The sequence below is a fragment of the Marinobacter sp. AC-23 genome, from assembly GCF_001858325.1.
In the GTDB taxonomy this organism is placed as follows: Bacteria; Pseudomonadota; Gammaproteobacteria; order Pseudomonadales; family Oleiphilaceae; genus Marinobacter.
In genome coordinates this window covers 34,893-51,199 of sequence record NZ_MBPP01000034.1, presented here as the reverse complement: position 1 = coordinate 51,199, position 16,307 = coordinate 34,893, and the positions used below count along the sequence as shown (strand labels likewise).

The following is a 16,307-nucleotide window of genomic DNA, read 5'->3' as shown; positions in this document are numbered from 1 at the left end:
ACTCAATCTTTTAATGCCCTGATGATTCAGAGGCACACGGTTCGTTTAAAATCTCACCCAGTAGCTCACGCTCTTCGTCCGTAAGCACCCGCTTTTCAAGCAGGTCGGGGCGTCGCTCCCGGGTTCGCCTCAGCGACTGCTTTAGCCGCCAACGCCGGATTTGACCATGGTGACCGCCCAACAAAATATCCGGCACCGCCTGACCTTCGTAAACTTCGGGCCGGGTGTAGTGCGGACAATCCAGCAAACCGTCAGCAAAAGAATCCTGCTCTGCCGACTGCGCATGACCCAGCGCTCCGGGGATGAGGCGTGTAACCGCATCAATAACAGCCATAGCTGCGAGTTCGCCACCAGAAAGAACAAAATCTCCCAGTGACACTTCCCGATCAACCTCTGCTGCTATCAGGCGTTCATCAACGCCTTCATAGCGCCCAGCTACCAGAATCAAACGCTCTTCCGAAGCGAGCGACTCCACAACAGCTTGATTTAACGTCTCACCCTGGGGCGAAAGATAAACCACGCAGGCTTTTCCTGGCGCCGCCTTCCGTGCTGCGTGAATGGCATCCCGGAGCGGCTGAATTTTCATCAGCATGCCAGGGCCACCCCCGTAAGGACGGTCATCGACGGTACGGTGACGATCATGGGTAAATTCGCGAGGGTTCCAGCAATCGAAGGTCAAAAGACCATCGCGCACTGCCCTACTCGTTATCCCGTAATCCGTTACTGCCTGGAACATGTCCGGAAACAGACTGACTGCGCCAATCCACATCCGTCAGAACTCCGGATCCCAGTCTACAACCAATTTGCGTTGCGCCAGATCGATCTCCCTGACCACTTCGTCAGGACGATAAGGAATCAAGCGCTCGCGCTGGTCTATGGAGCCCGCCGTTGCATGCACCACCAAAACATCATTGGAACCAGTTTCTATCAGGTGATCCACGCGACCGAGGCATTCACCTTCAATCGTGAACACATCAAGACCGTGCAACTGAAGCCAGTAAAACTCCCCATCAGGGAGTTCAGGCAATTCAGCTGTTGGCACCTTAACTTCAGCACCACAATACGTGCGTGCGAGTTCACGGTCAGCAATACCTTTAAGCCTGACAACGATCGCTTTGCCTTGACGGCGACCCTCTTCAAGCTTTATAGGAATACGCTTACCGTCCAGATCCAGAACCCAGTCGGTATAGTCAAGTATTCCGTCTATGGGGTCGGTGAAGGAAAAAACCTTTAGCCACCCTTTAACCCCAAATACCGAGGTAATCCGACCGATCACAGTTTCCTGCGAATTCTGCGTCATACAACAACCCCGGTGGTCAGTAAAAACTTACTCAGCAGTCTTGAGCAATTGCGCAACGCGATCGCTGGCTTGTGCACCCTGGCCAATCCAGAAATTTACACGGTCGCGATCAACGCGCAGACGCTCTTCTTGGCCGCGTGCAATTGGGTTAAAGAAACCAACGCGCTCAATAAAGCTTCCGTCACGTGGTTTACGGCTGTCAGTGACTGTCAGATGATAGAACGGGCGCTTCTTAGAGCCGCCGCGAGCCAAACGGATTGTTACCATTTAACCAATATCCTGTTCTGTTATACGAACTTTGTACGTTTCACGACGACCACAATGGTGGCTATCGCGAAGACCCATACTCGAAAGGGGCGCTATTCTATGCTAAATGCGCCCCAAAGAAAACAGGAAAACCAACTGATTCCAGGTTTTCCGTGTAAGGCTTTTCACATACGCCCAGGCGGCGGCATTCCACCGCCACCACCGGGCGGCATCATACCACCGAGACCGCGCATCATATTGGCCATTCCGCCTTTTTTTCCAAACTTTTTCATCATTTTCTGCATTTGCTTGTGCTGCTTGAGCAAACGATTCACATCTTGTATCTGAGTTCCAGAGCCCGCAGCAATGCGGCGCTTTCGGGAATTGTTAATCACATCCGGGCGGCGGCGCTCTCTTGAGGTCATTGAACAAATGATCGCCTCTAGCTGCCCCATGGACTTATCATTGACCTGTTGCTGCGCTACTTGCGCCATCTGCCCCATACCCGGAAGCTTATCCATCAAGCCACCAATACCGCCCATGCTTTTCATCTGCTGAAGCTGGTCGCGGAAATCCTCCAAATCAAAACTTTTACCTTTCTTGATTTTTTTGGTGAGTTTCTCTGCTTTTTTCTGATCCAGTTTGCGTTCTGCTTCCTCTATAAGAGACAGCACATCGCCCATGCCAAGTATCCGAGAGGCCACCCGCTCTGGATAAAACGGCTCCAGGGCATCCGACTTTTCGCCAACACCCAAAAACTTTATCGGCTTACCAGTAATATGCCTTACAGACAGCGCCGCACCGCCACGGGCATCGCCGTCGGTTTTAGTCAGCACTACGCCGGTCAATGGAAGCGCGTCGTTAAACGCCTTGGCGGTATTCGCGGCATCCTGCCCCGTCATCGCATCGACCACAAAGAGGGTTTCTACCGGCTTGACCGCGCTATGCAGCCGTCCAATCTCCCCCATCATCCGCTCATCAACGTGCAGGCGACCCGCGGTATCAAGAATTACAACGTCAATGTGCTTCTTGCGGGCTGCGGCAACCGCGCCCTCGGCAATGGCAACCGGATCCTGGTCAGCGGTACTTGGGAAAAACTCAACACCCACCTCACCTGCAAGGGTCTCCAGCTGCTTGATAGCCGCCGGCCGGTAGATGTCAGCACTCACCACCAAAACAGATTTTTTCTGGCGCTCCTTGAGGAAACGCGCCAACTTAGCAACTGTCGTGGTTTTACCCGCGCCCTGGAGGCCCGCCATCATGATTACGGCAGGAGGCTGAACGGCAAGATTAAGGGTTTCATTCCCCTCGCCCATTACCCGCTCAAGCTCTTGCTGAACGACCTTAATGAACACCTGGCCTGGGGATAGGCTGCGCTGGACCTCCTGGCCGATAGCTCGCTGACGGACACCCTCAACAAAGTCTTTCACTACCGGCAGAGCTACGTCGGCCTCCAAAAGCGCCATGCGCACTTCGCGGAGAGTGTCCTTTATATTGTCGTCGGTAAGCCGCGCCTGGCCGGAAATCTTGCGCAGGCTACCGGAAAGTCGGTCTTGGAGGTTCTCAAACATGTTGCTCTTCCGTACCCCGGATAAATTGAGTGCACAAACCTCAGGGCCGGCTTCGGCCCCTTGATTCCTGTTGCATAATCGCGACATTATAACCAGACTATCGTTCTGAAACGACCAACCCGGTCAAATCGGCAGCCATGCTTGCCGATCTCCAGCTAGCACAGCGGTTAATAAGGAAGTCATGGGAACGCTGATTCTCGCGGTCACCTCTCTTTTTCTGTACAGCGTCGGTACCGCCCTGCAAGCGCTCCACTTTCGTGGACACGTGCAAAGTAACATGGCGATCACCACCCTTATAGGCATGTTGGCGCTCACCGCTCACGGGCTTTTGATTACCCAGACAATACACCACGATGGCGGCGTCGATCTTGGATTTTTCAAAAGTTCAGTGCTGATTTCCTGGCTAATCGTGTTTCTTTTGTTAGGGCTGAACCTCAAAAAACCGGTTCAAAGCCTTTTTTTAGGCGCATACCCGTTGGCAGCGTTCACCATCATCATGGCCCTGATCACGCATACGCCGTCACGCCTAGTCTCCGACGAAAGCTACGGCGTGCTTTCCCATATCGCACTGTCGGTAACAGCCTACAGCCTGTTTACCCTCGCGGCTATACAGGCAACTTTGCTTTACTTCCAGAACAGGCAACTAAAACACAACTACAACAGCCCTTTAATACGCAACCTGCCACCGCTGCAAACCATGGAATCTTTACTTTTTGAAATGGTCTGGGCCGGCGTGGTCATGCTGATTCTCGCCATTGTGACGGGCGCGCTGTTTATAGAAAACCTGTTCGCTCAGAACCTCGCCCATAAAACTTTATTCTCCCTGTTATCGCTGCTGGTATTCGTTGCGCTGCTTGTTGGGCGCTACACAAAAGGCTGGCGAGGTATCACAGCAAGCCGCTGGACGCTGGCTGGCTGCGCGCTTCTCATGGTGGCCTTTTACGGCAGCAAGTTCGCCCTTGAGCTTGTATTTCGAAAAGGTGGCTAACTCACCGCGTACAACGTCTTGACACCAGACACAATCACAACTTATTTTCGCTACTTATAAGTAACAAAAGGACACCCCTAGCTTGGACGGTACATCGCTTACTGCGCTGTCGATTATTCTTGTCGGGCTGATCATGCTGTCGGCATTTTTCTCCAGCTCTGAAACCGGCATGATGTCACTCAACCGGTATCGCCTCAAACACATGGCGAAAACTGGCCACAAGGGCGCAAAACGAGCCCAGAAGTTGCTGCAACGCACCGATCAGCTAATCGGTATCATTCTGATCGGCAACAACTTCGTGAACATATTGGCATCATCCATTGCCACTGTTATAGCCATTCGCATCTGGGGCAACGCGGGCATTGCTATTGCGACGCTACTATTAACCATCGTCATCCTGATTTTTGCCGAAGTCACCCCAAAAACCCTGGCCGCCCTGTTTCCGGAAAAAATCGCCTTCCCGGCAAGCTACATCCTAGGACCACTGCTTAAGGTTCTTTATCCCATCGTGTGGGCAGTCAACTTGTTTACCGGCGCCATTCTCAGAATTCTGAGGATCTCACCGAACGACGCTGCCAGCGACCACCTTAGCCGGGAAGAACTTAGAACCCTGGTAAACGAAGCGGGCGCCTGATTCCGGCAAAGCACAAAGACATGCTTGTAAGCATTTTGGACCTGGAAAAAGTCACCGTAAATGACATTATGGTGCCGCGAAATGAAGTCTCAGGCCTCGATCTGGATGACGACACAGACACTATTCTGCGGCAACTGAGAAACAGCCAGCACACCCGGCTGCCGGTATTTAAAGGGGATATCAACAATATTCAGGGCATCTTGCACCTACGCAGCGCAGCCAAACTGCTGCAGCAGGACGAAATCAGCAAAGCCATGATCCTGCAGCTGTGCCAGGAGCCTTACTTCGTTCCCGAGAGCACACCACTGAATACGCAGCTCATCAATTTTCAGAAGGGAAAGCGCCGATTTAGCATCGTCGTTGATGAGTATGGTGACGTGCTTGGGCTTGCTACCCTGGAAGATATTCTCGAAGAGATTGTTGGCGAATTCACAACAGACTATGCAGCCACAAGCCCCGACATCATCCCTCAGGAAGACGGCACCTTTATTGTTGACGGCACTGCCGCCGTGCGCACTATCAACAAAACCCTGGGCTGGAAACTGCCTACGGACGGCCCCAAAACCCTCAACGGCTTGATTACCGAAACCCTTGAAAACATTCCTGACACCAATGTTTGCCTAAAGGTAGACGGCCACCGGGTAGAGGTTCTACAGATCAAGGACAACGTGGTAAAGGCGGCGATTGTTCACCCCAAAAAACGCAAAAAACGGGCGCTTTCCATCGCCTGACACTGCCAACCTTCTCACTTCGCTATAGACGCTCTGGTTATAGCGAAGCCTGTTCTAAAACGATCTAAATGTAACCAACTCCTTGACGCCTATCAATCTACCGCCAACACTTAGAGGGAACGCGGAACAACAATAATCGCAAGGAGTTTGTCCATGAGTTTGACGCATAGCTTTGGTCTTCTGACCAATCCTGACCAGCAATGGGAAGCCATTCGGAAAGAATCCGAGTCTGTTACCCGCCTTTACACAGGACACGTATTACTTCTCGCACTCATACCAGCGTTAGCGGGCTTTTTTGGAACCACCCAAGTGGGTTGGCAAATCGGCGACGGCCAGATCACGCGCTTGTCAGTCAGCAGTGCACTGAGCCTATCCGTAATGTTTTACGCTGCCATGCTGGCTGGCATATTCATTCTCGGTAAATTTATTGATTTCTTTGCGGCAACCTACGAAGTAGCGGATAAAACCCCGCGGGGCGTCGCCATGGCAGCCTACACCGCCACCCCTATGTTTTTGATCGGAGTTATTGCCGCTTACCCTAATATTTGGGTGAACATGCTGGCGGGGCTCGTTGCCATTGCTTACGCGGTATACCTGCTTTATGAAGGCTTACCCATTCTCATGAAGATTCCTGCAGACCGTGGGTTTATGTTTGCCACAGCAGTGCTCACGGTTGGGTTGATCATGTTTGTCGCCCTCCTTGCAATCACCGTAGTGATCTGGAGCGTAGGAATTGGCCCGGTTTATATAAGCTAAGAGCAAACATTAGGCCTTCGCGTCAGCGAAACAGCAAAGGGTGTTCTGACCGAACACCCTTTCTTTTTTCAAATAGACGCACCGGTTGGCTTTTATTCGTGTTAACAAAGCCAAAAATGCGGTAAATTTAACCTATAATCAAAAATCAGACAGTTAAGCTCGGTCATGTACCCGGTTGAGCCGTTAATAGGAGTCGGCCATGAACAAGCAGTCCGGCATACATTACCTCCGTGAACACAGAGAAGCGGGTAGCAGCAAACCGGTTCCTGTGGAGGTCACCCGTATCCGCGACACAGTTGTCGCCGGGCTAGGAGATTTGCTGCAGGGTGCCTTCGATGCGGTTGATGATTCGCTGTTCGAACTGGCTAACAACGCTCGTAGCAACAACGAACAGAATCGCTATTTTGAAGCCATGCGGGAAATTCGCATTAAGCGCAAAGGCGTAGAGCGGCATTTTCAGAATACGGTTGCCCAGTTTTTTGCCAACCCTCCCCATGCAGGCCAGCTGCAGGAAGATTCCTTGGGGCAACAGGCAAGTGCAGACAACCTCGCGCTCGTTGGAGACGATGATCTGGAAGAGCAGGTTGCTCTAAATGCCATGATCACCAAGGCCAAGGTTCATTTCCAGGGCCCACTTTTGCAGCTGCAAACTCGCTTCAGCAAGGTGTACGAAGGCGCTTCTGACGAATCGCCAGTAAACCCTATGGCGCCTGAACATCTTTGCAGCGCTTTCACTGAAGCCATTCAAGCACTGGAAATTCAGATCCGTGAACGATTAATCCTGCTCAAGCAGTTTGATCGCTACGTTGTGTCCAACCTGGGCATGCTTCTGGATGAAGCAAACAGAATTCTCATTCAGGCGGGCGTCATACCCAACTTCCGCTATCACGGCAAAAGCGGTCAGCAACACGGCGCCTCTGAAGATCGATCGGCGGCCGCGAACCCGGAAGGCTCCGCTGTACCCGGCGAGGGCCGACAAGACAGCAGTGCTGGCAGTAGCGCCGTATTTGAGCAGATCCATCAGCTGCTGGCCCGCCAACGGGCTAATTCGGGCATACCGTCACGGCAGCATGACCCAGACATCCGGGTCATTGGGGGCAGTGAATTGGTGGGTTTGCTGGCAACCCTATCTTTGAATACTCAAGCTAGCGCTGAAAACAACCTCAGCGAAGGCGAGCCGCTTACCATTGATCTTCGTGAAGCGGTCCAACAGATTCTAGCCCAGGCGAACACCCGCGACGGCAAAAAGCCGGCGCTCAAAGAAATGGACGAGGATCTGATCAACCTTGTATCCATGCTTTTTGAATTCATTCTTGATGACTACAACCTGTCGGCCCCGGTTCAAGTACTTATCAGCCGATTGCAGATACCTATCCTGAAAGTTGTCATCAAAGACAAAAGCTTTTTCAGCAAGACTACGCATCCGGCGCGCAAGCTACTGAACGCCCTAGCCCGAGCCGGCATTGGCTGGAGCAACAGTGATGAAAAGGCCCGTGACAAGCTGTACGAGATGATTCACGGCATTGTGCAGAGAATCCTCTCTGAGTTTGACGGCGACATAACCCTGTTTGAAACGTTGAACGATGAGTTTGAAGAATTTCTTGCCCGAGAAAACCGCAAATCATCCCTGGTAGAGCAGCGTACCCGTGAATCTGAACGTGGCCGCATAAAATCCCAAAAGGCCCAAGAGCTGGTCGACAGGGTCATACAGGAGCGCGTGGCACGCTACCGACTTCCAGAGCCTGTATATAACATACTGATCAACGGCTGGAGCCGGGTCATGTTTCTTGCCTACCTCCGGGACGATGTCGAGCATCGCTGGCAGGAGAGCGTGAAAGTTGTCGATGACCTGATCTGGTGTCTCCACCCGCACCAAGAAGACGCTGAACGGGATCAGTGGGTTCGCGTTGTTCCCAGCCTGCTCAAATCACTGCGCGCGGGCCTGGAAGAGGTTTCGTACAATGCCGCAAAGCTCGACGATACTATGGGGCAGCTTAAGCACGAATTAGCCGAAGCTTTCAGGGCCAGTTCCAGTATGGAGCTGACTGAAGCACCTACAGTTCAGGCTGAAGACCTGGACGAAGCCAAAAACAAAGCCGAGCTTCAGCCCGAAGATGCTGCCATAGCTGAATTCATGGCTCAAATTGATAGCATCGAGATAGGGAATTGGGTTGAGTTCCGGCTGGTTAATGGTGCAAACTTTCGGTGCAAGCTTTCCGCAATCATTGAGGAAGCAGACTGCTTTGTCTTTGTGAATCGCATGGGCCTGAAGGTCATTGAGAAGACCCGCGTTGAGCTGGCGCATGAAATGCGACGCGGAAGAATGACACTGCTTGAGCAAGGGGCATTTATTGACCGGGCACTGGATGCCGTCGTCGGTTCCCTGCGCAGCAAAACTGCCTGACCTGGCTTGGCAGTTATCCAGTAACAATGGAGCAACCTGAGATCAATGCTGGAGCATGGCAGTAACAACAGCCTTCCGGCGAAGTATCGGATCGCCCTCGCCTTATCAACCGCTTTCCTGATTCATACGCTGTTGCTATCTGGCGTCCCTGCTATTACGCAGGATCCCCCAGTTCGGCACCGCCAGCAATTGAACCTGGAACTGGTCGCCACGCAAAGCGACCATAGAACGCCGGTCGCCCATACACCCGAGCCTGTCGAAAAACACACCGACCGCAATCCACCATTTGAAGTAATACCAGACGGTATCGCCTCGCAGCTAGTCAAACCCCTAATTTCGACAAGCAGTTCTCAGCGAAAAACGGCAAGCACTGAAGATTCTCAGGCGGCAGCAAAGACAAAATCGAAACCGAACCTGGTAAGTCCCACAACGCCTGCCAGCTCGCCGTCAATATCAGGAGCCCGCTCACAGGTTTCGAAAAAGAAAAGCTCTGACGACACCACCAAAATTACGCAGTCACCCGCCGAACAGGATCCCTACCTGATCAAACTGGCTATGCACTGGGGCGCTATGCTTGAAACACTGCGGGTACCCGCCATGAGGAAGCTGGCTGGCTCAAGCACTATGGAAGTGGAACTTCAGTTACTGGGGAATGGCGCATTGACCAGAGCGAGAGTCGTCAAATCGACAGGTATTGAACAAATAGACCGCGCGGCCTACCAGGCCGCGCTCGCAGCCAGCCCCTATCCGGAGCCACCACCGGATCAGGCCGGAAAAAGCCGCTTCGAAGTAAAACTGCTATTTGCTCCGTCGCGGCTTTAGCCATCAGAAAAAGCGGAATCAAGCCTCAGCTTGCTTGGCTGCCTCTTTTACCAGCGTAGCCAGCTCACCGTTTTCGGACATCTCCATAATAATGTCACAACCACCGACCAGCTCACCGCTAACGTAAAGCTGCGGATAGGTTGGCCAGCTTGAGTAAATTTTCAGGCCTTCCCGCAGTTCCTGGTTATCAAGGATATTCACGAACGCAAAGCGCTCGCCGCAAGCCATCAGAGCCTGTGAGGTTTTGGACGAAAAACCGCACTGGGGAGCTTGGGGCGACCCCTTCATGTAAAGGATAATCGGGTTTTCTGAAAGCTGGGCTTTAATGGTTTCGTTAATGTCCATGAACATTCACCTCTGGTTAAAAATGAACAGCTTGTTTGCGCTGTTGCACCTATCTCTATTGGATTCCATTGTACACGCTGGGCAAGCTACTCAACAAACCTCAAAGTTTGACCCAAGGCAAGGCCTCGACACCCGCAGCGTTGTCTTCATTGGCGCGAAGGGCTAGACTTGGTGCCCCCGTTTTTTCGCCAGTAATTATACTCATCCTGGGCTTCACCAAGGTAAGGGCCATCCCATGGCAGCAAGGCATTTTCTAACACTGAATGACATGACCACGACAGAACTGGAAGACTTGGTGGATCATGGAACCAAGCTCCGGAACGAATGGCGCCAGGGCAAGGTGCGGGACTCACTCAAAAACCGCGTGCTGGCGATGATTTTTGAAAAGTCTTCAACCCGCACCCGGGTCTCTTTTGAGGCCGGCATGACACAGCTGGGTGGCTCTGCCATGTTTCTCTCTCCGAGGGACACTCAGCTTGGCCGCGGAGAACCCATAGAAGACTCCGCCATTGTCATTTCCAGCATGGTGGATGCGGTGATGATCCGCACCTTTGCTCATAAAACGGTTGAGACATTTGCAAAGGCCTCGCGGGCACCGGTTATCAATGCCCTCACAGATGACTTCCATCCCTGCCAGTTGCTGGCCGACATGCAAACCTACCGCGAACATCGGGGCAGTATTCGGGGCGCTACAGTGGCGTGGATTGGCGATGGCAATAACATGTGCCACTCGTACATCAATGCTGCCAAGCAGTTCGATTTTCACCTGAACATCGCAACACCCGAGGGCTACGAACCAGACCCAGAACTGGTAAAGGCACACAGTTCCTGCGTAACCCTCATGCGTGAGCCAGCGGAGGCAGCTCGCGATGCAAACCTGTTGGTTACTGACGTCTGGGCCTCCATGGGCCAGGAAGACGAGCAGAAGGCCCGCGAAAAAGCCTTCAGCAACTACCAGATAAACCCGGCATTGATGAGTGTGGCCGCAAAAGACGCACTGCTCATGCATTGCCTGCCCGCTCACCGCGGCGAAGAGATCTCTGCAGACATGATAGAGCACCCAAATTCGGTAATCTGGGATGAAGCCGAGAATCGGCTCCACGCCCAAAAGGCTCTGCTGGAATTCCTGATCTTGAATCGCCTGGACTAAGCGTTATGAGCACCCCCGAAACGACCGCCCATAACTGGCTCCTGGAAGTAAACAACCTGGTCTGCGGCTATGGCGGAGGCGCTGTTGTAAAAGATGTCAGCTTCGCACTGAGCCATGGGGATATCGGCTGCCTGCTTGGCCCCAGCGGTTGTGGAAAAAGTACTATTTTGAGGGCGCTGGCGGGTTTCCTCCCCCTGACCGGAGGGGAGATTCGCCTGCAATCCCAGCAGATTAGCCTGCCCGGCCGCACACTGGCGCCAGAGAAGCGCCGCATAGGCATGGTTTTTCAGGACTATGCGCTTTTCCCGCACCTGAGCATTGCCGATAACGTGGGCTTTGGATTACGCGGGTTGAGCAAAACCGAGAAGCGCGACAAAGTTATGGAGCTGCTTCATGTTGTTCACCTACAGGATCTGGCGGACAATTATCCACATGAACTGTCGGGCGGCCAACAGCAGCGGGTTGCCCTGCACGAGCTCTTGCCCCGGAACCAACGCTGATTCTCCTGGACGAGCCCTTTTCAAACCTGGATGCCGATCTGCGCCGCAGGCTCAGCCTGGACGTTCGCGAAATTCTGAAAACCCTCGGCATCAGCGCCATTCTGGTGACTCACGATCAGCAAGAAGCGTTTGCCATGTGCGATCAGGTGGCGGTGCTCCAGAACGGCAAAATCCAGCAATGGGACGTGCCTTACAACCTCTATCACGAGCCTGTGAATCGGTTTGTGGCAAGTTTTGTAGGCCAGGGCGGGTTTGTGCCAGGCAGAGCTGCGGGGCCAGACACCATAGAGTCTGAGCTGGGCACTATTCACGGTAACAGAGCTTACAGCTGGCCCACTGGCACGCTGGTGGATGTGCTGATACGCCCAGACGACATTGTCTACGATGCGGATTCAGACCTGCGCCCCAAAGTCGTTGAGAAAACCTTTGCAGGCACCTCCACGCTTTACCGTTTCCGGTGCTCCGAAGATACGGAATTTGAGGCGCTGTTCCGCAGCCATCTGGACTTTCACCTGGGCGAGGTGGTTCCGGTAAGAGTCGAGGCCGATCACCTTATTGCCTTTGAGCGCAACAGCTGAAGAGCCTTATGGGGGTCCTTAGTTGTTGCAGACCCGCTCAACAGCATCCAGCCAACCCGCATAAAGTGACTCACGCAGCGCGGGGCGCATTCCCGCGTGAAACTGCCGCTCGCACTCCCAGAGCTCCGAGATCTGCTCCAGGCTGCTATAAACACCGGTTTGCAATCCAGCAAGGTAAGCAGCGCCCAGCGCCGTGGTTTCGGTAATTCGAGGGCGATCAACCGTCACATTCAGAATATCCGCCAGAAACTGCATCAGCCAGTCGTTGACCACCATACCCCCGTCTACCCGAAGCGAGGCCAGAGCTGCCCCATCATTCTGGATGGCTCGCGCCAAATCTTTGGTCTGGTAGCACACAGACTGCAACCCGGCTGTCACAATCTCGCCGATCCCCGTGTCCCGCGTCAGCCCCATGATGGCCCCACGTGCATGGGGATCCCAGTGGGGCGCCCCCAGGCCAGTAAATGCTGGCACCAGGTACACCTGGTTATCCACGCCAACGGTTTCTGCATAGGCCGAGGATTCGTTAGCATGGGCAATCAGCTTCAGCCCATCTCGCAGCCACTGCATGGCGGCACCCGCCACAAAAATACTGCCTTCCACCGCGTAACAGGGTTTGCCATTCAGCCGGTAAGCCACGGTGGTAAGCAGGCGATTCTCAGATCGTAGGGCTATGTCCCCGGTATTAACCATCAAAAAACAGCCAGTGCCATAGGTACTCTTCGCCATGCCCGGTTTGAAACAGGCCTGCCCTATCAATGCTGCCTGCTGATCGCCCGCAATGCCGGCCACCATCACCGGAGCACCAAGCCATTCGGCGTCAGTTTCGCCGTAATCTGCCGCACTATCGAGCACACCTGGCAACAAAGATTCAGGAACGCGAAAGAGCGAGAGCAGCTCATTGTCCCATTCTTGCTCGTGTATGTTGAACAGTGCCGTTCGGGAGGCGTTGGTGGCATCGGTATAATGCGAACGGCCACCGGTCAGATTCCACAGAAGCCAGCTGTCTACCGTACCAAACGCCAGCTCACCGGCTTCCGCCCGGGCCCGGGCACCTTCTACATTATCCAGAATCCATGCAATTTTAGTGGCGGAAAAGTAAGGGTCGATCAGAAGCCCAGTCCTTTCAACTACAATATCCTCATAGCCGTCGGTTTTCAGCTTGGTACACAAAGACGCCGTACGCCTGTCCTGCCAAACAATCGCGCGGTGAATCGGCTTGCCGGAGGCTCTCTCCCAGATAACCGTGGTTTCACGCTGATTGGTAATGCCAATCCCGGCAAGCTCCGAGGCCTTAATGGCTGCTTTATCGAGAGCGCTTCGGCACACTGCCAGCGTACTCTCCCAAATTTCCGTGGCGTCATGCTCCACCCAGCCATCACTGGGAAAGTGCTGATGAAACTCCCGTTGATCTGTAGCAACGCTCGTACCGCTTTGATCAAAAACAATGGCTCGGGAACTGGTGGTTCCCTGGTCAATGGCAAGCAGATATCGGGTCATCGTGGTTCCTGGTGTCCGGTCGTTTACCGGATTCTACCAGCTGGTTCTCCTGAAGAAGAACATTGGTAAAGACACAGGAGGGAATTCGGAGGAGTAAGCGCAGGAATACACAAAAAATAAAGAAAAAAAAGGGCCGGAAAACCGACCCTCAAATGACGAATGAAACAAGGAAAGTTCGTAAGAACCACAACCAAAAAAGTCATCCCTTACGCTTTTAATTATCTGCGCTGACAAAGAAATGTTCAGTAGTGCTTGTGTAGTCACTTTGTTACATCAGGTGAGAGCCTGAGATCTGCCTCACAACCTTCTCACAAGCTCGGCTCAATCGGCTTCTTGCGCGGCCAAACCAAACTGAAGCGCGCACCACCAAGGCTGTCACTTCGGCTAACAAAAGCCTGGCCGTTATGCCAATACAGAATACGGCGCACGATAGACAGGCCAAGCCCATATCCGCCGGAGGTACGGGTGCGGCTGTCATCGAGCCGGGAAAACGCGGTGAAAACTTTTTCCCATTCATCTTCCGGAATACCTGGGCCATCGTCCTCTACATCAATACGGCAGTGGTCTTCATCAATATGGCAGCGCACAAGCACCCTTCCAGATGCATAACGCCCCGCATTCCCCACTAGATTCTGGATGGCCCGATGAATATAGCGCGGCTCCACATCGGCTAGCGCCAAGTGCTCCGTGGCCTCGTCAATTTCACCTTCAATACTCAGAGCCGGACGAACAAGTTGTTGCTCCCCAACAACCTGTCGCACTATGTCAGTAACAGATGCCTCTTCCAGGGAAAACACAGGACCGCCCTGCTCGAGCCGCGCATAGGTCAGGATCTCATCAATCAGCTCATCCAGCTCCTGAATGTCTCCATCGATACCATCAAGCTGTTTCTGCAGAGCTTCTTGGCCCTGACAGTCCTCAATCATCTGTACCCCGAAGCGAATACGGGCAACCGGGGTTCTTAATTCGTGGGACACCGCGTGAATCATTTCACGCTGAACATTCACAAGGCGCTGAATGTGTTCCGCCATACCATTAAATGCAGCGGCTAACCGGGAGACGATGGTGCCTTCGTCCGCCTCTACACGGGCGCCCATTTCTCCACGGGCAATCCGCACAGCCACAGACTCGACCTTACGCAGCTTGCTATCAAGGTCACGGAGCACGAGAATCAGCGCCAGCGCCAGTACACTCCCGGACACCACCAATAACAGAAGAATGACCGGCCATGCCCACGGATTGAAAGGTGCCGGCAAAGTGACCTGAACCAGCTCGCCATCCGACATCTGGACAAGCACTCGCCCCTCACCATTGCTGCGGTAGAATGCGGATCCTTGGCTATAAACCCGCTCCAGGACTTCATCATCTGGCAGTGCGGTCAGATCCTGCACTCTTTGAAGCCCTACGTTTAAACCCTTGGTCAGCCGCTCAGCAGCACCTTTACGCTCGCTTGGGGTGGCGGCATCGAGGTGTACTCGCAGGATCTGTGCTGAGGCAACAGCAATATCACGATAGGGCTGAGCCGCCCTGAGCTGCAAAGCTTCGCCATGAAACCCGGTTACCAGAAAACGGTAGCCCAGACTGCCTTCAACCGCCACCACCTGGCCATACCCCAGGCGCTCCCGAACAATCGAGGAAACCGACAGCTCCCCGGCTCTTGCAACTCTGAAGTCGTACTGGGAGCCCAGCCAATGGTAACGGATTTCCGGTGAAGGTGAATCCGCAAGCCAGCGCATCAGCGGCTCGGAAAAACGTTCATGCCAGAATTGTGAGCGTACCGAATTGATACCATAGAACAGCACAATACAAAGCATTATGACCAGCGCTGTAAGGCCGGCAAGGCGAGCGTATAACTTGAGGAAAAACTTCAGGGGCATGTCGACAAACCCTGGCAGGGAAACGCCGGCCGGAAAACCCGTGCCGACGCCAAAGCCTGAAACGTCAGGCTTCTTTCACAAACAAATAACCTTTACTTCGAACGGTCTTGATCCTGCGCGGGTGAACGGGATCGTCGCCGATTTTCGGGCGAATCCGGGAGACCCGAACGTCAATGGATCTGTCCTGCCCATCATATTCTATGCCGCGCAAGGCCGTGAAAATCTCTTCTCGGCTCAATACGCGTCCGGCATTGCTTGACAGCAGCCAGAGCAGATCAAACTCAGCGCTGGTCAGATCGATGCTTACATCGCTAAGCCAAGCCTCACGCATGGACCGATCAACAACCAAATCGTTGAACTGCAAGCGTGTAGGCTCTTCAGCGCTTACTTCATCAGCACTGTTTTGGGCATTTTCAGTAGCACGACGTAACATTGCCCGGATGCGAGCCAAAAGCACGCGGGGCTTGACCGGTTTGCTGATGTAGTCATCGGCTCCCATCTCAAGACCCAGCACCTGATCCAGATCGTCAGTGCGCGCCGTAAGCATAATAATGGGGCCAGAATAATACGGCCGCACACGGCGACAAATGGAAAGACCATCCTCCCCGGGCAACATCAGATCCAGCACCACAAGATCCGGTTGTTCGTTGCGGATTCGCTCTACAGCAGGGCTTCCATGCGTTTCGATTGATACGGCCAAGCCGTTACTCTCGAGGTATTCACGGGTCAGCTCGGCCAGTCGCTCATCATCTTCGACAATAAGAATTCGCCAACTTTCGTTTGTCTGTTCCACGCGGTCCATCTCTGATTTTGTTTTTTCGGGTTCAGTTTTTGCCTGCATTCGACAATACAGACAACGCGATGTAACAGCAATTATACATGCTATTCAGAAATATACATGGACC

At 53.4% G+C, this 16,307-nt stretch carries 13 protein-coding genes and 2 pseudogenes; 7 read left to right on the top strand and 8 right to left on the bottom strand.

What is annotated here, in order from left to right:
* Nucleotides 1–10: 10 nt before the first annotated feature.
* The 4 genes from trmD to ffh form a co-directional block, all read right to left on the bottom strand.
* Nucleotides 11–769, bottom strand: coding sequence for a tRNA (guanosine(37)-N1)-methyltransferase TrmD (gene trmD, locus BCA33_RS12040; protein WP_071266159.1), 759 nt, complete (start codon nt 767–769; stop codon nt 11–13).
* Nucleotides 770–772: 3 nt separating this feature from the next.
* Nucleotides 773–1,300, bottom strand: coding sequence for a ribosome maturation factor RimM (gene rimM / locus BCA33_RS12035; protein WP_071266157.1), 528 nt, complete (start codon nt 1,298–1,300; stop codon nt 773–775).
* 27 nt (nt 1,301–1,327) lie between these two features.
* A complete protein-coding gene (rpsP, locus tag BCA33_RS12030; protein ID WP_071266155.1) occupies nt 1,328–1,567 on the bottom strand; it encodes a 30S ribosomal protein S16 in 240 nt (79 codons plus the stop codon).
* Nucleotides 1,568–1,731: 164 nt separating this feature from the next.
* Nucleotides 1,732–3,117: a signal recognition particle protein gene (gene ffh / locus BCA33_RS12025; RefSeq protein ID WP_071266153.1), complete on the bottom strand. Its 1,386-nt coding sequence runs from the start codon at nt 3,115–3,117 to the stop codon at nt 1,732–1,734.
* A 181-nt stretch (nt 3,118–3,298) separates the two neighbouring features.
* On the opposite strand from ffh, the gene ccsA reads away from it, so the two are divergent.
* The 5 genes and pseudogenes from ccsA (at nt 3,299) to BCA33_RS12000 (ending at nt 9,452) form a co-directional block, all read left to right on the top strand.
* Nucleotides 3,299–4,105, top strand: a complete 807-nt coding sequence (gene ccsA, locus BCA33_RS12020; protein WP_071266150.1) for an inner membrane protein YpjD — start codon at nt 3,299–3,301, stop codon at nt 4,103–4,105.
* Between the two features lie 82 nt (nt 4,106–4,187).
* Nucleotides 4,188–5,470: pseudogene (locus tag BCA33_RS12015) on the top strand (HlyC/CorC family transporter).
* A 153-nt stretch (nt 5,471–5,623) separates the two neighbouring features.
* A complete protein-coding gene (locus BCA33_RS12010) occupies nt 5,624–6,226 on the top strand; it encodes a Yip1 family protein (protein WP_071266148.1) in 603 nt (200 codons plus the stop codon).
* A 199-nt stretch (nt 6,227–6,425) separates the two neighbouring features.
* Entirely contained in the window at nt 6,426–8,630 is a 2,205-nt protein-coding gene (locus BCA33_RS12005) for a DUF1631 domain-containing protein (RefSeq protein WP_071266146.1), read from the top strand.
* Between the two features lie 45 nt (nt 8,631–8,675).
* Nucleotides 8,676–9,452, top strand: coding sequence for an energy transducer TonB (locus BCA33_RS12000; protein WP_071266144.1), 777 nt, complete (start codon nt 8,676–8,678; stop codon nt 9,450–9,452).
* Nucleotides 9,453–9,470: 18 nt separating this feature from the next.
* On the opposite strand, the gene grxD is transcribed toward BCA33_RS12000, so the two are convergent.
* Entirely contained in the window at nt 9,471–9,797 is a 327-nt protein-coding gene (gene grxD, locus BCA33_RS11995) for a Grx4 family monothiol glutaredoxin (protein ID WP_071266142.1), read from the bottom strand.
* A 235-nt stretch (nt 9,798–10,032) separates the two neighbouring features.
* Between grxD and argF the strand changes: the two genes are divergently transcribed.
* Nucleotides 10,033–10,947 (top strand): ornithine carbamoyltransferase, encoded by a 915-nt coding sequence (gene argF, locus BCA33_RS11990; protein ID WP_071266140.1) that lies wholly within the window; start codon nt 10,033–10,035, stop codon nt 10,945–10,947.
* A gap of 5 nt (nt 10,948–10,952) precedes the next feature.
* A pseudogene (locus tag BCA33_RS11985) lies at nt 10,953–12,025 on the top strand (ABC transporter ATP-binding protein).
* An 18-nt stretch (nt 12,026–12,043) separates the two neighbouring features.
* On the opposite strand, the gene glpK reads toward BCA33_RS11985, so the two are convergent.
* From glpK to BCA33_RS11970, 3 genes are all read right to left on the bottom strand, one after another.
* The gene (gene glpK, locus BCA33_RS11980) at nt 12,044–13,525 is read right to left on the bottom strand and encodes a glycerol kinase GlpK (protein WP_071266138.1); all 1,482 of its coding nucleotides are present in this window, start codon (nt 13,523–13,525) and stop codon (nt 12,044–12,046) included.
* 308 nt (nt 13,526–13,833) lie between these two features.
* Entirely contained in the window at nt 13,834–15,402 is a 1,569-nt protein-coding gene (locus tag BCA33_RS11975; protein ID WP_071266136.1) for an ATP-binding protein, read from the bottom strand.
* A 64-nt stretch (nt 15,403–15,466) separates the two neighbouring features.
* Nucleotides 15,467–16,204, bottom strand: a complete 738-nt coding sequence (locus BCA33_RS11970) for a response regulator (RefSeq protein WP_071266134.1) — start codon at nt 16,202–16,204, stop codon at nt 15,467–15,469.
* Nucleotides 16,205–16,307 lie beyond the last annotated feature (103 nt).